General features: G+C 67.6%; 17 protein-coding genes. 3 read left to right on the plus strand and 14 right to left on the minus strand.

What is annotated here, in order from left to right; translation table 11 throughout:
* Positions 1-109 precede the first annotated feature (109 nt).
* The gene (locus DV701_RS11290) at positions 110-1,198 is read right to left on the minus strand and encodes a tyrosine-type recombinase/integrase (RefSeq protein ID WP_114928390.1); all 1,089 of its coding nucleotides are present in this window, start codon (positions 1,196-1,198) and stop codon (positions 110-112) included.
* A gap of 476 nt (positions 1,199-1,674) precedes the next feature.
* On the opposite strand from DV701_RS11290, the gene DV701_RS11300 reads away from it, so the two are divergent.
* Both DV701_RS11300 and DV701_RS19370 read left to right on the plus strand, forming a co-directional pair.
* Positions 1,675-2,322: a toll/interleukin-1 receptor domain-containing protein gene (locus tag DV701_RS11300; protein WP_162802986.1), complete on the plus strand. Its 648-nt coding sequence runs from the start codon at positions 1,675-1,677 to the stop codon at positions 2,320-2,322.
* Positions 2,323-2,491: 169 nt separating this feature from the next.
* Complete coding sequence (locus DV701_RS19370) at positions 2,492-3,367, plus strand: DUF2971 domain-containing protein (RefSeq protein WP_407669370.1); 876 nt, start codon at positions 2,492-2,494, stop codon at positions 3,365-3,367.
* A gap of 156 nt (positions 3,368-3,523) precedes the next feature.
* Here the strand turns inward: DV701_RS19370 and DV701_RS19375 are convergent, their stop codons facing one another.
* Together DV701_RS19375 and ltrA are read right to left on the minus strand one after the other, a co-directional pair.
* A complete protein-coding gene (locus DV701_RS19375) occupies positions 3,524-3,793 on the minus strand; it encodes a nucleotidyltransferase domain-containing protein (protein WP_407669312.1) in 270 nt (89 codons plus the stop codon).
* 24 nt (positions 3,794-3,817) lie between these two features.
* Positions 3,818-5,047, minus strand: coding sequence for a group II intron reverse transcriptase/maturase (gene ltrA / locus DV701_RS11315; protein WP_202863509.1), 1,230 nt, complete (start codon positions 5,045-5,047; stop codon positions 3,818-3,820).
* Between the two features lie 806 nt (positions 5,048-5,853).
* On the opposite strand from ltrA, the gene DV701_RS11320 reads away from it, so the two are divergent.
* Positions 5,854-6,966 carry an ISAs1 family transposase gene (locus DV701_RS11320; RefSeq protein WP_202863510.1) on the plus strand — a complete coding sequence of 371 codons (1,113 nt, stop codon included), beginning with the start codon at positions 5,854-5,856 and terminating at the stop codon, positions 6,964-6,966.
* Here the strand turns inward: DV701_RS11320 and DV701_RS11325 are convergent.
* The 11 genes from DV701_RS11325 to DV701_RS11380 all read right to left on the minus strand — a co-directional run bounded on the left by DV701_RS11325 (position 6,910) and on the right by DV701_RS11380 (position 18,556).
* Entirely contained in the window at positions 6,910-7,257 is a 348-nt protein-coding gene (locus tag DV701_RS11325; protein ID WP_114928395.1) for a nucleotidyltransferase domain-containing protein, read from the minus strand. The two genes, DV701_RS11320 and DV701_RS11325, sit on opposite strands and share 57 nt — an antisense overlap.
* Positions 7,258-7,362: 105 nt before the next feature.
* Positions 7,363-8,427: an IS630 family transposase gene (locus DV701_RS11330; protein WP_114931046.1), complete on the minus strand. Its 1,065-nt coding sequence runs from the start codon at positions 8,425-8,427 to the stop codon at positions 7,363-7,365.
* Positions 8,428-8,728: 301 nt separating this feature from the next.
* A complete protein-coding gene (locus DV701_RS11335) occupies positions 8,729-9,376 on the minus strand; it encodes a leucine-rich repeat domain-containing protein (protein WP_228254989.1) in 648 nt (215 codons plus the stop codon).
* Between the two features lie 817 nt (positions 9,377-10,193).
* On the minus strand, positions 10,194-10,538 hold the full coding sequence (locus DV701_RS11345; RefSeq protein ID WP_162802988.1) for a hypothetical protein: 345 nt from the start codon (positions 10,536-10,538) through the stop codon (positions 10,194-10,196).
* Positions 10,539-12,552: 2,014 nt separating this feature from the next.
* On the minus strand, positions 12,553-13,278 hold the full coding sequence (locus DV701_RS11355; RefSeq protein ID WP_202863511.1) for an ABC transporter ATP-binding protein: 726 nt from the start codon (positions 13,276-13,278) through the stop codon (positions 12,553-12,555).
* Positions 13,278-14,105: an ABC transporter ATP-binding protein gene (locus DV701_RS11360; protein ID WP_114928399.1), complete on the minus strand. Its 828-nt coding sequence runs from the start codon at positions 14,103-14,105 to the stop codon at positions 13,278-13,280. Before DV701_RS11360 ends, DV701_RS11355 begins: the two co-directional genes overlap by 1 nt.
* Positions 14,102-15,115, minus strand: coding sequence for a branched-chain amino acid ABC transporter permease (locus tag DV701_RS18470; protein WP_202863512.1), 1,014 nt, complete (start codon positions 15,113-15,115; stop codon positions 14,102-14,104). The genes DV701_RS11360 and DV701_RS18470 overlap by 4 nt, the downstream gene beginning before the upstream one ends.
* 17 nt (positions 15,116-15,132) lie before the next feature.
* The gene (locus DV701_RS18475) at positions 15,133-16,008 is read right to left on the minus strand and encodes a branched-chain amino acid ABC transporter permease (RefSeq protein ID WP_202863513.1); all 876 of its coding nucleotides are present in this window, start codon (positions 16,006-16,008) and stop codon (positions 15,133-15,135) included.
* A 22-nt stretch (positions 16,009-16,030) separates the two neighbouring features.
* Entirely contained in the window at positions 16,031-17,233 is a 1,203-nt protein-coding gene (locus tag DV701_RS11370; RefSeq protein WP_114928400.1) for an ABC transporter substrate-binding protein, read from the minus strand.
* A 124-nt stretch (positions 17,234-17,357) separates the two neighbouring features.
* Positions 17,358-17,792 carry a RidA family protein gene (locus DV701_RS11375; protein ID WP_114928401.1) on the minus strand — a complete coding sequence of 145 codons (435 nt, stop codon included), beginning with the start codon at positions 17,790-17,792 and terminating at the stop codon, positions 17,358-17,360.
* On the minus strand, positions 17,789-18,556 hold the full coding sequence (locus DV701_RS11380; protein ID WP_202863514.1) for an SDR family NAD(P)-dependent oxidoreductase: 768 nt from the start codon (positions 18,554-18,556) through the stop codon (positions 17,789-17,791). Before DV701_RS11380 ends, DV701_RS11375 begins: the two co-directional genes overlap by 4 nt.
* Positions 18,557-18,587 lie beyond the last annotated feature (31 nt).

Below are 18,587 nucleotides of genomic sequence, written 5' to 3' on the forward strand. Positions count from 1 at the left end.
TGCGTAGGGCGCCGACTCCTCGGGCTCGACCTGGAACCCCTGCATCGCTTCGAGGAGCTTTCTATTCTGGGCGGAATGGGCCGCCGAGGGACCCCTGGCGGACGACCGCTCATCGGCGTGTCCGGCCGGCGAGAGGGCCCGCGAAGCAACCGACTCTCGGCGTGAGAGTGATGTCACGACCCGCACCGGTGCGCGACCCCGGGGTGGAGCGGAGCCGCTGTTCCTGGTAGCCCAATTTGGGCGGAACTGACGCCGGCCGTGGGCAACCGACGGGTTCAGACGCCGGCGACGTAGGCGGTGAGGAAGTGGACGCCGTGGCGGTCGAGGTTGCCGCGGGCTCGGTCGTAGTGCTCGGTGGTTCTGGGGTCAGCGTGCCGGGCGAGGATCTGGGTGTCGCGTAGGGGTACGCCGGCGTCGAGGGCGTTGTGATGGCGGCGTGGCGTAGCGAGTGGGGGCTGATGTGCCTGGGGATCCGCCCGGTCTTCGCGATGCGTTGGACCATCCGGTAGACGTCGCGTCGGTCGATGGGTCTGCCAGAGACTGGGCGGAGGACGAGTCGCCCTGTGATGCGCTCACCTCGGCAGGCTTCAAGGACCCGTAGGACGGGGACGTTCAGTGGCATGGTGGCGGGCTTGTTGCCCTTGCCGACCAGGTGCAGCACGCGGTGGCCGCGCAGGACGTCGGTGTAGTCCTCGATCCGCACGGCTGCGGCCTCGGAGGCGCGCAGGGCGTTGATTCCGAGCAGGTAGGCCAGTGCGCCGTGGTGGACGGTGATGGTCTGGGCGACCTGGAGGAAGCGGATCAGCTCCAGCCGGTCCAGGCCCTGGGTGCGGGACTCGTCCCGGTGGACCTTCGGGAGCCGGGCGTACACGGCCGGGTCGGCGGGGATGGTGCCGTCGATGTGCGCGAACCGGAAGTACCCGCGCACGGCGTGCATCATCGTGTTGACCGAGGAGTCCATCAGGCCCGCTTCTCCGAGCTCGCGGATGTAGAGCTCGACGTGCGCACGCTGTATCCCCACCAGCGAGTCCAGTCCATTGGTCTCGCACCAGGCGAACCATCGCCCCAGTTGTGCCCTGTACAGGACGTGAGTCGCTCCGGAGTAGCGAGCCAAGAACGAGACCGCTGCCAGTTGCGCAGCGCTCATCGAGGACGGCTGGAACGGCAGTGCCGCCGTGGAGCTGGTCGTGGTGGACATGGTCGCCTCCTGCGGCGACCTGGAACCCGGCCCAGTCGGTGCCCGCCACCAGCGCGACGAGGCTGCGACGCCACGACGCTACGCCGACCCCAGGACCCCGTCCGGTCGCGGCGGAATGAACGCGGGCGGGCAGCCCGGGTCGCGCCTATATCATTCGGAGCGTTGCATCGGCACGAAGAGGGGCCGAACGGAGGCGATCTTAGCGTTCGGTCGGGTAGGCTGCGTCAAGATGATTCCCGACTAAGGTGACCACATTGAGCATGCTTGAACAGCACCGAAGGCAATTGGTTAGAGAGCGCGAAAAGCGGATCCGCTTGATCAAGGATGCCCAGTCCATTGCTCGGCGACTTAGTGAGCAGCGTCCAAGGGTTAGCCGAGCGAGTAGTGAAGCGGCGCGACGAACACAAGAGCTACAGGTCGCGCGGCTTGAGAAAGACTTGGTTCGAGCCCAGGGGAAAGTCGCCGAACAAGACCGGGTGGTCGCCAACCTGCAGAAGAAAGTTGACCGCGAAGAGGCCTCCGCTGTTCAAGCGAGGCGGCATGCCGAATTGAGGGCCGCCCAGGAGCGAACTCGGCAAGACCGGCGGGTTTCGCGCGAGTTGGAGGCGCTCTCTGAATCGACCGACAACTTAGTCTCGCGAGTCAGTGAACTCGAGTCCGTCACACTTAGATCGCTAGCAACCGCGGTCGCCGCCGACCCTGTCCCTCGCGACGTGGACGTCTTCCTCTCATACGCTAGCCCCGACAAGGCTGTCGCTAGTCGACTTCGGGACGAACTCAAGGCGCGCGGTTTAGACGTTTGGATGGCCGACGAAAGGATTGCCCTTGGCTCGTCACAGACGATTGCTATCGACGAAGGCATCGGGCGTGCGCGCGTGGGTCTCTGTTTCGTAACACCGGCCTACATCGAGCCTAATCGGTTCTGGACAAAGCACGAACTTGCAGCTCTGATCAACGGTCGCAAACGCGTCATTCCGGTGCTTGCTGGACTTTCATTCTCCGAGATGCAGGACTTTAGCGCTCTACTTGGAGACCGCAGCGGACTGAGCACCGCAGATCATGGCCTCGATGAGATCGCCGATCTTCTGGCTCGGTCCCTGCGGGGAGACGATCAGGATGACTGACCGTGAGGTGGATTCAGGGGTCTCAGGGATTCAGCTCCCTCTACCCTTACTAGACCCACCGGTGTCGATATCGGGAGTCCCCACACGGTTGCTAGCGCCGGTCATCGAACCGGTGCCAGGCGGGACTACCGTTTGGCATTACACCGACGCTGCTGGCGCGATTGGAATGATGACCGAGGGCAGGGTTCGTGCAACCTCGGTCTTGTGTCTTAACGACGAGGCCGAGTTTCACTACGGCGAGGGGCTCGTGCATGACTTGATCGAAGGCATCCTGGGGAACGGGCAGTTGGAGCCCTACCAGGAGGCCCATCTGGTGGAGGTTGAAAGTAGCCTCAAGAGCGTTCTCGACCGATACCCCCTATTCATCTTCTGCGCATCTGAAGCGGAGGACTCTTTGGGACAATGGCGTGGATACAGCGCAGACCCCGGGTACTCGCTTGGCTTCAGCGTCCAAGATCTGGTTGTGCTGGACAGGCACAGCCCGCCTCGGACCCTCGACCCGCTGCCGCATCTGGCTCCCCGGTGGGGGCGAGTGCTATACGAGAAGAACGCGCAACATCAGCTCTTGCTGCGCGGCTTGAGTTACTGTGCAGCAGCGGCGTCAAGGGATGATTCTAACGGTTCGCTCGCTACCTCGGAACCTCCGATGCCTCCCACGAATGCTTCAGGAGCGGAGGATGTCTACGGTGGTTATCGTCCTGAGAACGCGGCAGCGACTCTCATGTCACTCTTAGTCTTCTGCAAGCATCCGTCTTTCGCGGATGAGCAGGAAGTCCGTCTTGTGGCAACGTCGCCACCAGATAGTCGCGCCGTAGAATTTCGGCAGTCACGGTTCGGCGTCACGCCTTTCGTTTCTCTCGGAGTCCCGCCGCCAGAGGCTGAGGGCAGAGTCTGGACTGCGCCGCTATGCGACCCCTACCTTCCAGACCACGTAATGATCGGACCTACCCCACATCGGGAGCCTGCTTTTCACGGGGCCAGCCAACTCCTTCGACGCGCGGGATTGGACTTCGACCCCACGCATAGCGCATCTCCCTTCCGGTAGTCGTCGTCAATCCCAGATCGACGCCACGTTGACTGGGAGCAGCTCTCCCCACGCTCTCCGACGTCCACCGCCGCGTCCTTCTGGGCGGAAGGACGCGCGTCTGGCGCGGCGGTAACGCATTCGGACGGACGAGCGGCTCACGGCAGTAGAGGATGCCTACAGCTCGTCGAGTAATGCGAGGTCGTGGAGGTCCACGGCGCGCAGGCGATAGCCACTTCGAAGCTGACGGGCTCGCTCGGCGCTAGCCACGGCGACTGCTTGACCGTCGATGAGGCCGACGACTCTCTGCTCAGAAGGGTGGAGGTACACGTCGTCGTCGAGACCTTGCTGGACCCCGTCGCAGGCCGGGTCCAAGCGCATTGCGTGGACGTCTACTTGCCCCAGGGTCGGGTGGCCCGGGGGGAATCGCACCCCCCGGGCTCCCACAGAACCGTGCGTGACAGTCTCCCGTCACACGGCTCTTGTCTTCCTGGTCATCATGGGATAGTTGACCCAGGCCCAGTGGGCGAACCCTCGCGGGTACGCCCGGGTGGCCCGTTCCCATGCCGCGCGTGCGCGTCGCTGCGCGCGGTATCGTTTGAACTTCTTGCGGAGCCAGCGCATCAGGTAGGTGTTGATGCGCGCCAGCAGCTGGTAGAGCGCCGATGGGTAGAACGCCCCGTAGTAGGACATCCACCCTCGCACGACCGGATTGATCCAGTCGGCGATCTCGGCCAGGGTCAGATCGGTTCGCCGGTGCAGACGCCACCGCCGGACCGTCTTCCCCATGCGTTTCAAGGCGTCGTTGCTGACCGCCGGTAGGAACGCGGTGAACACGTTGCCGTGCCGGTCCCGCGCCCCGCGGGCACGGAAGGTGTACCCCAGGAACGTGAACGCGGTGTGCTCGTGCCCACCACGTCGGTTGCCGTCCTTGCAGTACACGATCCGGGTCTTCTCGGGGTGCAACCGCAACCCGACCTGGATCATCCTGTCCTCGATCGCCTGCCGCACGTAGTGGGCCTGGCGTTCGCTGACGCAGTGCACCACCGCGTCGTCGGCGTAACGCTCGAACGGGACTACGGGGAACTCCCGGCTCATCCACGCATCGAACGCATAGTGCAAGAACAGGTTCGCCAGCACCGGAGAGACCGCAGAACCTTGCGGGGTCCCCCGGTCCCGGTGCTCCAGGGTGCCATCCGCATGCTGCACCGGGGCTTGAAGCCACCGCTGCACGTACAGCACCACCCAGGGCTGGTCGGTGTGCGCACGGACTGCCTTGAGGACCAGGTCCCACCGGACGCTGTCGAAGAACTTCGCAACGTCCAGATCGACGACCCAGTCGTACTTCCAGCAGCGCCGCCGGCACGTCCCGACCGCGTCCAGGGCCGACCGGCCCGGACGGTAGCCGTACGAGTCCGGATGGAAGACAGGTTCCACCTGTGCCTCCAACCGCTTCGCGACCACCGTCTGGGCCACCCTGTCCCCGACCGTGGGAACCCCAAGAACACGGGTCCCACCATCGGGCTTGGCGATCTCGACCGCAGCCACCGGGGGCGGGAAGTAGCTGCCCGAGGACATCCGATTCCAGATCTTGTACAGGTTTCCCCGTAGATCCTCCCCGAACTCCTCCAGGCTAACCTTGTCCACTCCCGGTGCGCCTTTGTTCGCCCTGACCTGCTCCCAGGCCTGCCAGACCTCCATCTGGAGAAATCTCAAACGGTTTCCCTGACGACTTCAGCTCGCTCACCACAGTTCCTCCCCGAACCACTCACGTGGTTCTGGTTGACCAGACAAACTCACCACGAAAGACCCGGCCCCTTCGCTCCACGCCCATTACAGACGCTTCAGCACTACTACGGGCCGGTCCGCCAGCGTGCCCCGCATCGGTACTCACACCCGAGCAGATCCCCGGGCTGCTCCCTCTCGCCCGCCCACATCGAGTCGGGACGGTATCGGCGCACGCCTTCCCATGTTCCATGCAAGAGCCGCAGACCAGGCTCATGCCGCCTCCATGCCGGACGCCACCTGGCCAGTCATCGGGCACCTGCCAGGCCCAGCTCCCGCAGCCCGGAACATGGCCACGGTTTCGACGTCTCTTTTCTTTTAACGACACGTCAACAGCGGTTCGGGTTCACTCATCTTCCTGGTCCCCACCTGACACCTTCCCGGTGCCTTTTCCACAAACGCTCACCACGACGGTCTTCAACCAACGCAGCCTGTGGCGGTTTGAAACCTCCCCCCGAAGGGCGATTCCAAGGGGCCAACAATCCCTCATCTCTTGCACAGCATCGACTCCCGAAAGACTCACCTACCTACACATCGAGTCCTCCATTCATCGTTCATGGCACACGTGCCGGAAAGGTCGGTGGGTAGGCCTGTGACCTGCAACTCTGTAGCGGTGTGATCGGCGTGTCGTGTGGGGCGGGTGTGGCCCAAGAGGCTGAGATGGGAACTGTTCACACACACCGCCTCAGCAAGGACCACACCCGCCGATGACATCTTCGCCGATGACCGCCCATGTTGCCCAACCGGACCGCACCGACCAGCTGCTGGACCTGCTCGCGCAGGTGCCGGACCCGCGTGATCCGCGCGGGATCCGGTACCGGCTGGCCGGGGTGCTGGCGGTGTCGGTGAGCGCGGTGCTGACCGGGGCCCGCTCCTTCGCCGCGATCGGGGAGTGGGCCGCGGACCTGCCCGCAGAGCACCTGGCCGCCCTCGGGCTGACCGGGGCGCCGGAGGAGTCGACGCTGCGCAAGCTGTTCGCGCGGCTGGACACCGACGCCCTGGACCGGGTCCTGGGGGCGTGGCTGTGGACCCGCACCGCCCGGGTCGGTGGCCGCCGGGTGATCGCCATCGACGGCAAGACCGTGCGGGGAGCACGCAGCAAGGACCGTGAGGCACCGCACCTGGTCGCCGCCCTGGACCACCGGTCCGGCCTGGTCCTGGGACAGGTCGCCGTGCCCGCCAAGAGCAACGAGATTCCCGCCGTCCGCGACCTCCTCACCGGATTCGACCCGGCTGACCTGCGCGGATCTGTCATCACCCTGGACGCGATGCACACGTTAGCCGACACCGCCCAGGTCATCCTGGACGCGGGCGCGGACTACTTGTTCACCGTGAAGTCCAACCAGCCCAAGCTGCTGGCCCGGCTCAAGGCGCTGCCCTGGAAGGACGTCCCGGCCCGCACCGCCACCACCACCGGCCACGGGCGCCGGGCCACCCGCACCATCAAGGTCACCGACGCCCCCGCCTGGACCGGATTCGCCGGCGCCGCCCAGGTCGCCCAGCTGCGACGCACCGTCACCAGGAACGGGAAGAAGAGCGTCGAGGTCGTCTACCTGATCACCTCCGCCACCCACGCCCAGGCACCGCCCGCGGTGCTGGCCGCATGGGTCCGCCAGCACTGGTCCATCGAGAACCGCCTGCACTGGGTCCGCGACGTGACCTTCGCAGAAGACCTCTCCCAGGTCCGCACCGGCAACAGCCCCCACGTCATGGCTAGCCTGCGAGGCACCGTGATCGGACTGCTCCGCCTCGCCGGATGGGACAACATCGCCGCCGGCCTACGACACCACGCCCACGACCCCGAACGGGCCATCACCCACCTGCTGACCTGCTAAGACACGATCTTTCCGGGGCCCTGCTACTTGCCCCAGGGGACTCGATAACTGCACGCGGACTGGTCGCCAATCTTCGGTGACCCGGTAGCCCCGGGAGGTGAGCCAGGCCATGAAGTCGGCTTCGTGAACTTCGTCGATGAACACGTCGAGATCTTGGTGAGGGCGCGTCTGTCGTCCCACCAGCGCATCGACGCCCCATCCGCCGTTGATCTGATAGACCACCCCGTTGGCGTCAAGCCAGGCGACGATCTGCACCACCTCGGCGGCGGTCATCTGAGAGGAGTTGTCCATAGGAGAAGTCTGCCCTCCCGTCCACCAGGTTATCGCGACCCGCGGCATGATCGGACGCGCCGCAGGCTAGCGTCCTCAGCGCGGCATGATCGGACGCGCCGCAGGCTAGTGGGCCGTGTTTGAAGTTGTCTGACGGTTGGCCCTTTTGAGGATCTCGTCGGCGGTCTTGGTCCAGACGAAGGGGTGGCAGCGGTCGTTCCAGCCGTCGATGAAGGCGCGGATCTTGGCGTTGAGGTCCTTGACCGAGCCGAAGGACCCGCGGTGGATGGCCTGGCGTTCGATGATGCCGAACCAGACCTCGACGAGGTTGAGCCACGACGCCGACGTCGGGGTGTGGTGGACGTGGATCCGGGGGTTGGCCGCGAGCCAGTCCCGCACCTCTGCCTTCTTGTGCGTCGCGTAGTTGTCCATCACCAGGTGCAGCTCGTCATCGGGGTAGGCGCGGGCGACCTGCTCGAGGAAGGCGAGGAACTCGGTGTGCCGGTGCCGTGGCTTGCACGCGCCGGTGACCTTCCCCGTGGCGATCTCCAGCGCGGCGAACAGCGTGGAGGTGCCGTGCCGCTTGTAGTCGTGGGTGCGCCGCTCGGGCAGCCCGGGCTGCATCGGCAGCATCGGCGCGGTGCGGTCCAGCGCCTGGATCTGGGACTTCTCGTCCACGCACAGCACGACCGCGTTCTGAGGCGGGTCCAGGTACAACCCGACGACGTCGGTGACCTTGGCCACCAGCTCGGGGTCGGTGGAAAACTTGAACGTCTCGGCCCGCCAGGGCTGCACGCCGTACTCGCGCCACGCCGTGGCCACGGTCCTGTTCCCGATCCCCAGGTGGCGTGCGAGCAGGCGGGTGGACCAGTGCGTCACCCCGTACTTCTTCGGCGGCGGGGCCAGGGTCACCGACACGATCCGGGCGTGGTCCACCGTCCGCGGCCGCCCCGACCGGGCCTCGTCGGCCAGGCCGGCCAGTCCCTTGGCCTGGTACCGGCCACGCCACTTCAGCACCGTCGCCTTCGACGTCTCCAGCCGCTGCGCGATCCGCTCGTTGGCCTCCCCGTCCGCGGCCGCCAGCACGATCCTGGCCCTCAGCACCTCACCGGCCCGGGCAGCGGTCGAGCGGTGCAACCGCTCCAGCTCCCCCCGATCGCCTTCACGCAACGACAGGGCCGGCAGGTCGATTCGCCATGCCCCAGCATCCCAAACAGACAACCGTTTAAGAATTAACGACACGCTCCACTAGCGTCCTCAGCGCGGCATGATCGGACGCGCCGCAGGCTAGCGTCCTCAGCGCGGCATGATCGGACGCGCCGCAGGCTAGCGTCCTCAGCGCGGCATGGTCGGACGCGCCGCAGGCTAGCGTCCTCAGCGCGGCATGGTCGGACGCTACGCGACCACAGCGGCAGTAGCGTGCGGCCACGCTCGGTGCGGCATGATTGGACGCGCCGCAGGCTAGCGTCCTCAGCGCGGCAGATGCGCGCGTTTAGCCCGGGTGCTGGTCGAGCCACTTCTCGGGGGTAAGCGCAGCCGGGGCGGGTTTGCCGATCCTGTCCACCACGGGCTTCCAGACCTTGTCGGGGACGTCTTCTGCGAACCATCCGAATCTGACCAGGCTGGGATGCTCTCGGATGGCATGAATGTCCTCGCTGCTGAGGTTGACCTTGCGAACTAGTTGGAGCTCCTCGAGCGCCGGCGCGGCCAGGATGGGTGCAATTGAGGACAGGCCCTTCATGGAACCCAGTTCGACGCGTGTCAAGGCTGGCATACCGGCGCTCAATGGGAGGGTCTGCACTCTAGGCAGTCCGTACAAGCTGAGCAGCTCGAGGGTTGAGAGCTGTGCGACGTCACCAAGGTCGCTCATGCCGCGGACCTGGTTCACGACCAGCACCCTCAAACTCCGACACCCCGCAATGTGGCGGACGTTCGTCCCGGAGCCACCGCGGATGTCGAGGAACCCCAACCGGGGGAGGCACGCCAAGAGGTTGTCTGGATGCTTCACTGCCCAGAGCGTCAACCGCTTGACTGGCTGCAGCCAGTCGACATCAGCGTCCACCAGCGTGGCGTGGTCGATCCTGACTTCGTCCTTGGACCCCCACCACGCGGCTCTGGCCGCCCCTTCTGACTTGGACACGGCAAGGATCCTGCCATTAGGTCCGCTTTGAAGGGCGCGAGACACGGCTGGCGGCAGAACAGTGCGTTTGCGGACCTGTGGCAGTCGGGTGGTTTGAGTGCGTTCCTTAGCTCGCGGACTTGCGGATCAAACGTTGGGGATCCCGAGCCACGCCTTCGCCAGCCATTTGCGCAAAGGTCATCGCGGTCGGCGTCCGTGACGGCAGGTGCTCAATCGTCGGTGGCGATTGCGCCTGTACCGCGCATGAGGCACGGTGGGGGCTGCCAGGCAGGATCCGTCGACGACTCAGGAGCAACTCTGAGTACTGCCCTCCGGACGCTACACGTGGCCCGGATACCCATACTTCTCTTTCTGCTGTGGGCCATCGCGTGGCCGACGCAAGCAACAGTCCTGGCACTAGCCGAGGTCTCGATGGAGGATTACTGGGGTCCTTGGGCCGCCACGACGCTCCTGGGTTTCGCTTTCGTCGTCATAGCCCTGATCGGTCGCTCCCGCCAGCAATCCTGGGTCGTTCTTGGGCTTGAGGCACTGGTCGCCGGCGTCGTCGCCCTGGTCCCACCCATTTCGTGGATCAGTGGCTCGGCGTAGGGGGCTCCTGGGTCACGGCGATGACGAGTGGGTTCGCGCAACCGCTCGCAATAGCGTGGCTCAGCATCGTCGCCGTATGCGCCTTCCACCAGCTGCGGCCCGTAACGAAGCAGCAGTTCGTCGAAGACGGCAACCGTGACGTGGTCTCAACTCCGCGCGGGACAGCCTGACGCGCATACCGGCACCCAACCCATCGGGCATCCGGGCGGAGGGTCGGGCGTGGCCAGGATCAGGTCGACTTCTTAAGCGCTGGCCACGCCACGGCCACGGTCGCGGCGGCCAGCACACCGAGCGCCCCAGCGAGAATGACACCGCCACCCAGGAGGGTGGCCAGCGCTGTCACCGCACCCGCTGCGAGAAACTGCAGCGCTTTCCGCCACCCGGCCCGCTCGGCTGGTACTTGTCCCCGGCCCAAGCTGGTGGGCACGAGCGCCACGGTGACCACGACGAGGACCGCCACGACCAAGGCCACCGGACGCTCGTCAACCTCGACAAAGCGGCGCAGGGCACGCAGCAGTGCGAACAGCGCAATGAGCGCGGCCACCCACGCCGGCCGCGATCGCGTCCAGGTCATGGCGCCTCACGCTACGCGGCCCGCCCTCGGCGGGCTGCAGCGTCCACAGACCCCAGCGGGCTCGCCCCCTGACGAACGGAACCCTCGGCGCACTAGCACTCGGCCAGCCGTGCCGGAACGCCCGATCGGCGGCACTAGCGCATGGACAGCCCCGGTGCTAGAAAGTTCCGTCCGCCGTTGACGGCGACGACGTTCAGAGGCCGGGCCTGCACGCGGCCAGCCTCGACGACCGGCTCCTGGCAGGTTGAAGACCTGGAGCGCCTGGGTCCCAGATCCGTGAAGTTCCACGCTGGCTGATGCTTGTCGGCCTGCTACATTCTGCTGCAGTTCTCGTCTTCAACAGGGGGATGAGGCTTGAGGGGTAGGAGGTTCTTTACAACATGTTGAGGCGCGCTCGACGCATTCTGCTCGCGACTACTACTGGCGCTTTCCTCTTTGCGGCTGTAAGCCCGCATGCACACGGCGTGCCCGTGCGTTGCCACGACGACCCGGGCGGTCCGCCCGTCGTGATGTCTGTTCCGGTTGAGTGGGAGCAGGCCGACACGGGAGCGTCGGCGCTTGGGGGAGATGTCGAGAACGAGATTCAGTGTGGAGGGATTCCTGTACGGCTTCTCCTCTCCTCGACTCGCGTCAACACTTCCGCGTTCACCGTCAAGAAGGGTGCAAGCATCCACGAGCAGCGTGGCCAGTCTTGGTTCATCCAGCGCGACTACTCGGGACACGGTGGCGCTTACTGGAAGCTGTTCAGTAATCTCGGGAAGCGGGTCGCGACTCTCGCCGTTGACGGGCGGATTCTGCGTGGGTGAGGTGGCGAGGGTCTCGTACTCAATCGATGACGGTGTCACTGTTCATCGTGTTGCCTGGGGTGGGCGCCTGTTCACCTTGGTAGGCAGCATGCAATCCGGATTTACCTTCTTGGAGGCCGCGGACCAAGAGAGCATTGGGGTCAGCTTTTACGCTAGGACTGACTCTCTTGGCCGCATTGTGATCGAGGCGATCAGACCAGGCATCGCTGCAGGTGACGACGAGTTGATTGCTAAGGTTATCTCATCTTTCGCTGATGGAACTCAGTGGGTTGTCTCTCCGGTGCCCACGCCTCGCGGGCAGGTGATTTCATCTCTGTGCACGTCTTTGATTAACCTTCCTCCCTCCCTCGTGGCGCCCCTTGACGAGAATGAAGACGGCGCGTTAGTCGACACTTCTCTGGTCGAAGAAGCATTAGGGTGCGATGGTGAAGAGGCTAATATGCGACGGCTGCGCTTTTGGCGATTCGAAGAGTCGCTAGTGGTCGCTGTGGCACCAGTCGAGGGAGCCACCTTCCTCCTCCTGCAGGTGATAGACGGGCAGGGATTGCTGACGGGGGAAGTTCGCGTCTCGGCCGATCACCACTCACCTCCAACGTACTACCGGTCGCGGTTCGATCCGCTTAGTAGTGGCGAGCAGCCTGATGAGGAGTTGCAGTCCCTCTTGTCGAAGGTACGAGGCTCGCTCTGGGAGGGTGCGGAGTAGAAGGAATACCCTGGCCTTCCACTCGCCCGCGCAAGGTGCCTATCGACCTTGTTGCCGCGTGCTCGTCGCGTCGGCATGTGAGACCTGGGTGCTGCCCACGGCTCACCGATGAAGTTTGCGACGAGAGCAAGGCAGCCGCCGCGGGGTGGTTAAAACGATGAGCAGCGCGGGAAAGAGCAAGCGCGGTTCGCCGGGGGCGGCGGCGATGGAGCATAGCCCTGAGCGGAGAGGGAACTCGCAGACCCTTTCCCTTTCTACCCACTCCTCGGCGCGCCTGACTCGCGAGCCGTCCACGGCGTATCCACCGGTCAGGGGGCCGCAGCCAAGCATCCGGACATCGGCGGTACAGCGATGTCACGACCATGGGCCGGTCGAGCGTCTACCCGACGCATGAGGTGCCCAGGCACCCCGGTGCGGCGCTCCAGACTCCGCCGTAGCCATAGCCTGGGGTGACGCCGCGCTGCCCTCGACGTCATGGATCCGTCATTCGAGCTGGCCGGTGCTCTTAGATTCCCAGCAGCTCCTCCGCCCGGCTCCGGTTCCTCCTGAACTCCGCCCCGGGCGCGTCCCAGCGCACCGAGCCCTTCTGCATGACGACCACACGGTCGGCGACAGACAGCGCCAGGCGCAGGTTCTGCTCGACGATCAGCACCGACATGCCCGCGCCGCAGACCTCGCGCACGACGTCGGCGACCTGATGGACGACTGACGGCGCCAGCCCGTCGGAGGGCTCGTCGAGGAGCAGGATCCTGGGGTTGGTCAGCAGCGCCCGGGCGATGGCGAGCATCTGCTGCTCGCCGCCGGAGAGCTGGTCCCCGCGGTGGCGCATGCGCTCGCCGAGGCGCGGCAGCAGCTCGACGACGCGTTCGCGCGTCCAGTCACCCTTCCTCCCGGCACGGTCGGCGATCTCCAGGTGCTCGGCGACGCTCAGCGGCGCGAAGACGCGCCGCCCCTGCGGGACCAGGCCGACACCCAGCCTGGCGATCCGGTCGGGACGGGAGCCGGCCACCTCGTGCCCGGCCACGGTCACCGAGCCGGCCATCGGCCGCACCAGGCCCATGATCGTGCTCACCAGCGTGGACTTGCCGACACCGTTGCGGCCCAGCACCGCCAGGACGCCGCGCTCGGGCACCTCGACGTCCACCTCGTGCAGCACCCGCGACCCGGCGTAGCCCGACACCAGCCCACGGGTCACCAGGATCGGCGCCGCCGCCGCGACCTCGCCACCCATCACCCTCCCTCCTCGTCGACGAACAGCTCGGAGGTGTCCTCGGCGCCGAGGTAGGCCTTCTGCACGGCGTCGCTGGCGCGCACCTGCGCCGGGTCGCCGGTCAGCAGGTGCTGGCCCAGCTGCATCACCGTCACCCGGTCGGCGACGCCGAAGACCAGGTCGAGGTCGTGCTCGACGAGCAGGACCGTCACGTCGGAGGGCAGGGCGAGGACGATCTCCTGGAAGGCCTGCGTATCCGCCGGCGACATGCCCGCCGCCGGCTCGTCCAGGAGGAGCACCGACGGCGAGGTCGCGAGCGCGACGGCCACCTCGAGCTGGCGACGCTCCCCGTGCGACAGGGCGCCCGCCGCCTGGCCGGAGCGGCGGTGCAGGAAGAGCCGCTCGAGCACGGCGTCGGCCTCCTCCAGCAGCGCCCTGCGGCGCCGCACCGCGCCCCACGGCCGCGCCTGGATCCCGTGCCGACGCTGGACCGCCAGGAGCACGTTCTCCCGCGCGGTGGCGGTGAGGAAGAGCGAGGAGTGCTGGAAGGTCCGCACCAGGCCGCGTCGCGCCCGCCCGTGCTCGGTCAGCGAGGTCACGTCCTCGCCGTGCAGCCACACGCTGCCCGACGTCGCCGGGAGCGCCCCGGCGACCAGCGCGAAGAGCGTCGACTTGCCCGCGCCGTTGGGCCCGATGACCGCGTGCCTGCTGCCCGGCGCGACCTCGAAGCTGACGTCGTCGACGGCCCTGAGGCTCCCGAAGTGGCGGGAGAGGCCCTCGACGCGCAGCGCCGGCCCTGCAGCGCCCGGCGCGCCTCGTGCGCTGTCCGTCTGCTGGCCCGACGTCATACCGGGCTCACCGCCTCCTCGTCCGGGGTCCGTCGGCGGCCGAACATCCGCCGCCACTGCCTCGGCCCGCCGGCGATGCCCTTGGGCAGCAGGTAGACGGCGAGCACGAAGAGCAGGCCCAGCAGCAGCGGCGCGTGCCCGGAGAACAACTGCCCCAGGTAGTCCTGCGTGAAGACCACCACGAGCGCGCCCAGACTCGCGCCCCACATCGATCCGAGGCCGCCGACGATGACCGCCAGCAGCGCCAGCGCCGACACCTCGAAGGCCAGGTCGCCCGGCGCCACGAAGCGCTGCGAGGAGGCCCACAGCGACCCGGCCAGCGCCGCCAGCCCGCCGGCGTAGACGTAGGCGGCGAGGGCGTAGGAATCGGTCCGGTAGCCCACCGCCCGCAGCCGCGCCTCGTTGTCGCGCAGCCCGCGCAGCGTGAGCCCGAACGGCGAGCGCAGCAGCACCGCGACCGCCAGGTAGGCGACGACCGCCACGACGAGCACGTAGTAGTAGATCAGCCCCTCGTTGACCAGCCCCCCGCTCCCGGGGACCGCGACGACCGGGGGTATGCCGCTCAGCCCGTCGGTCCCGCCCGTCACCGAGTCCAGGCGGCCGGCCGCCGAGTAGCCGATCTCGCCGATGGCCAGGGTGATCATCAGGAAGGCCACGCCGCGGCCGCGGATCGCCAGCGGTCCGGTGACCAGGGCCGCGACCACGCCGGCCAGCGTCGCGAGGACGAGCTGCAGGACGCCGAGGTCGGACCAGTGGATGGCCACGAGGGCACCGGCGTAGGCGCCGACCCCGAAGTAGGCGGCCTGGCCCAGCGTCGGCATCCCGGCCACCCCGGTGAGCAGGTTGACGCTCATCGCGAGCACGGCGAAGACCAGGGCCCGGGTGAACGTCGAGACGGTGAACGCGCCGAACACCCACGGCACGAGCGCGAGCAGCAGCACGACCGCGCCGACCACGAGCGCGGTGCGCACCGGGAAGGGGCGGCGCGGGGAGGTCGCGGCGGACGGCATACCGGAGCTCGTCGTCGTCATGCGCGGCCCGGCGCGAACAGGCCCTGCGGGCGCAGGACGAGGACGAGCAGCATGGCGCCGAAGAGGAGGAAGGGCGCGAAGGCGGGCACGAGCGCCACCCCGAGCGTCTGCACCTGGCCGATGAGCAGCGCTCCGAGCAGCGCCCCGCGCACCGACCCCAGGCCGCCGATGACGACGACCACGAGGGAGAGCACGAGGACGCGGTCGTCGATGCCCGGGCCGGGCGCGATGATCGGCGCGCCGAGGACGCCGCCGACGGCCGCCAGCACCGCGCCGAAGGCGAAGACCCCGAAGAGCACCTTGCGGGTGTCCACGCCCATCGCCCGCACCATGTCGCGGTCGGCCACCGTCGCGCGGACCAGCGCGCCGACGGAGGAGCGCTCGAAGGCGAGGTAGACCATGACCGCGATCAGCCCCGCGACCAGGATGAAGACCAGCCGGTAGAGCGGGTAGGAGTGCCCGAGCACCGAGACCGACCGCGCGAGCCCGGCCGGCGGGGCGGTCGGCAGCACCTGGGCGCCGAAGATCACCACCATGACCTCGGCGGCGATGAACGCGATGCCCAGGGTCAGCGCCGCCTGGTCCAGGTGCCCCCGTCCCTGGAGGGGCGCGACCGCCGCCGCGAGCAGGCCGCCGCCGAGCAGCCCGACCACCAGCCCGACCACCAGCGCGACGAGCAGGCCGAGCCAGCTGCCGTCGGACAGCGCGTAGGCGGTGTAGGCCCCCGCGAGGTAGAGCGTGCCGTGCGCGAGGTTGAGCACGTCCATCATTCCGAAGACGAGGGACAGGCCCACCGCGAGCGTGAAGAGCAGAAGCCCGTAGGCGACCCCGTCCACCATGGAGACGAGGTGCGCGTCGAGCCACCCGGTCATGAGGCGCGGTCGACGGTCGGCATCAGGCGCTTCGGTCGCTGCCCAGCTCGCCGAGCTCCTCGACGACCACGTTGCGCAGCGTGCCGTCGACGTCCTGGACCTCGCGCAGGTACCACATCTGCACGGGGGTCCCGATGTCCGACCAGGTCCAGGTGCCGCGCGGCGACTCGACCTCGGTGATCTCGCCGATGGCGGAGTTGATGGCCTCCGGGTCGGCCTTCCCGCCGGCCGCCTCGATCGCCAGGTCCAGCACCTTGGCGGCGTCGTAGGAGGCCATCGCGTAGGTGGTCGGCTTCATGCCGGTCTTGGCCTCGTAGTCCTCGACGAAGGTGGTGTTGAGCTCGTTGTCGAGGTCGTAGTTGTAGTTCATCGCGGTGAACGTGCCCTCGGCCGAGTCGCCCTGCCCGTCGAGCACGCCGCCCTCGGTGAGGAAGCCGGCGGAGTAGTGGGTGACCTCGCCCTTGAGACCGAACTGGTCGTACTGCTTGACGAACTCGACCGCGGCGCCGCCGGCGTAGAAGGAGAAGAGCGACTCGGCGCCGGAGGACTTGACGTTGGCCAGGAAGGGCTGGAAGTTGGTGGTGCCGGGGAAGGGGGTGTAGACCTCGTCGACGGTCTCGCCGCCGGCCGGCTCGAAGCTCTTCTTGAAGCCCTCGACCTCGTCCTTGCCCGCCTGGTAGTCGGCGGCGAGGAAGTAGACGCCGCCCTCGGCGTTCTCGGCGACGTACGCCCCCAGCGCCTCCCCCGGCTCGTCGTTGACGTAGGACGTGCGCCAGATGTAGGTGGCGTCGGTCAGCGTCGTCGGGGAGGCGTTGGAGCCGACGAGCGGGATCTTGCTGGTCTCGAAGAGGTCGACCACGCCGTTCATCACCGCGGAGCTGACCACGCCGGTCACGACCGCGACCTCGTCCTGCTTGACCAGCTTCTCCGCGGCGGCCTTGCCGGAGTCGGCCGTCTCGCCCTCGTCGGCCAGGATCACCTCGACCTCGGCGCCGCCGAGCGTGTCGTCGTGCTGCTCGAGGTAGACCTCGAAGCCCGCCAACATGTCGTCGCCCAGGCTCTTGTAGACGCCCGACTGGGGCACGAGCAGCCCGATCTTGATCGGCCCCTCGGCTGCGGCGCCGTCGCCGTCGTCACCGCCCAGGGTGCCGCCACCGCAGCCGCTCAGCACGAGCGCCCCGGACGTCGCCAGGGCCAGCAGGTATGAAGTGCCTCGGGTGGTCATCGGTGATCCCCTCTGTGGGTGGGCCGGCACGTCCTTGCACCGGTCGGTGGGCTCGACCCTATGTCGTCGCTGTGTCGCTCGTCCACAGAACGACACAGGGTCGTGACCGAAACGTGACGCGGCGTCAGGCCGCCCCGGGCGGCAGGACCGCGAAGCCCTGGACCTCGACGAGCGCCTCGACGTCCCAGAGGCGGGCGACGCCGATGCCGGCCATCGCCGGGTAGTGGCGGCCGAGGAGCCGCTTCCAGACCTGCCCGATCTCGCGGGCGTGCGCCTTGTAGTCGTCCATGTCGACGATGTAGACGGTCAGGCTGGCCAGGTCGGTCGGCTCGCCGCCGGCGGCGCGCAGCGAGGTCAGCAGCGAGGTCATGGCCACCTCGAACTGCTCGACCACGGTGTCGCCGACGATCCTGCCCTCGGCGTCCAGCGCGGTCTGGCCGGCCAGGAAGACGGTGCGGCCGGTGCCGACGACCGCGTGGCTGAAGCCTCTCGGCTCGCCCAGCTCGGGCGGGTTGACGTGCTCGATCGCGCTCTGGCGGCCGCTGCTGGCTTCGGTCATGACTGGAGCCCTCCTCCGTCGACGTTGATGCCCTGACCGGTCATGCCGCCGTTGCGCACGCAGGTCAGCACCGCCTCGACGACCTCCTCGACGGTGATCAGGCGCTTGATGGGTTGCTTGGCCTCCAGCGCCGCCCGCGCCTCCTGGGGCGTGCGGCCGGTCTTGTCCACGATGCCCTGGACGGTGGCCTCGGTCATCGGGGTGTCCACGTAGCCCGGGCAGACCGCGTTGACGGTCACTCCGGTGCGGGCCAGCTCTGCCGCCGCCGAGCGGACCAGGCCGAGCACGCCGTGCTTGCTGGCGGTGTAGGCCGAGATGTAGGGCTCGCCGAGCTTGGCGGCGACCGAGGCGATCACGACGATCCGGCCGTGGCCGGCCCGCTTCATCGCCGGGATCGTGCGGCGCAGCAGGCGGAACGGGGCGGTGAGGTTGAGGTCGAGCATCTGCTGCCACTGCTCGTCCGTGGTCCTCTCGACCGAGGCCGAGACACCGGCGCCGGCGTTGGCGACGACGACCTCCGGCGCGGCCCACGCCCGCTCGACCTGCTCGAGGAGCAGGTCCACGGCGCCCGGCCCGGTCATGTCTGCCGGGAGCACCAGGGTGGGCCCGTGGCACCGCGCGGCGGTCTCCTCGAGCTGGTCGCGGCTGCGCGAGGTGAGCGCGACCGCATACCCCTCACGACTGAGCGCCTCGGCGACCCCCGCGCCGATCCCACGACCCGCGCCGGTGACCAGCGCGACCGGACGACCCTCATGCTCGGACACGCCGTGACCTTGCCACTCTTCGTGACGACCG

The organism is Ornithinimicrobium avium (assembly GCF_003351765.1).
GTDB classification, from domain to species: domain Bacteria; phylum Actinomycetota; class Actinomycetes; order Actinomycetales; family Dermatophilaceae; genus Ornithinicoccus; species Ornithinicoccus avius.

Excerpts from the sequence above, each read along its gene's own strand:
- DV701_RS11290 (WP_114928390.1), bottom strand. The coding sequence starts at position 1,198 with ATGTCCACCACGACCAGCTCCACGGCGGCACTGCCGTTCCAGCCGTCC.
- DV701_RS19370 (WP_407669370.1), top strand. The coding sequence starts at position 2,492 with ATGACCGAGGGCAGGGTTCGTGCAACCTCGGTCTTGTGTCTTAACGAC.
- ltrA (WP_202863509.1), bottom strand. The coding sequence starts at position 5,047 with ATGGAGGTCTGGCAGGCCTGGGAGCAGGTCAGGGCGAACAAAGGCGCA.
- DV701_RS11320 (WP_202863510.1), top strand. The coding sequence starts at position 5,854 with ATGACCGCCCATGTTGCCCAACCGGACCGCACCGACCAGCTGCTGGAC.
- DV701_RS11325 (WP_114928395.1), bottom strand. The coding sequence starts at position 7,257 with ATGGACAACTCCTCTCAGATGACCGCCGCCGAGGTGGTGCAGATCGTC.
- DV701_RS11345 (WP_162802988.1), bottom strand. The coding sequence starts at position 10,538 with ATGACCTGGACGCGATCGCGGCCGGCGTGGGTGGCCGCGCTCATTGCG.
- DV701_RS11355 (WP_202863511.1), bottom strand. The coding sequence starts at position 13,278 with ATGGGTGGCGAGGTCGCGGCGGCGGCGCCGATCCTGGTGACCCGTGGG.
- DV701_RS11360 (WP_114928399.1), bottom strand. The coding sequence starts at position 14,105 with ATGACGTCGGGCCAGCAGACGGACAGCGCACGAGGCGCGCCGGGCGCT.
- DV701_RS18470 (WP_202863512.1), bottom strand. The coding sequence starts at position 15,115 with ATGCCGTCCGCCGCGACCTCCCCGCGCCGCCCCTTCCCGGTGCGCACC.
- DV701_RS18475 (WP_202863513.1), bottom strand. The coding sequence starts at position 16,008 with ATGACCGGGTGGCTCGACGCGCACCTCGTCTCCATGGTGGACGGGGTC.
- DV701_RS11370 (WP_114928400.1), bottom strand. The coding sequence starts at position 17,233 with ATGACCACCCGAGGCACTTCATACCTGCTGGCCCTGGCGACGTCCGGG.
- DV701_RS11375 (WP_114928401.1), bottom strand. The coding sequence starts at position 17,792 with ATGACCGAAGCCAGCAGCGGCCGCCAGAGCGCGATCGAGCACGTCAAC.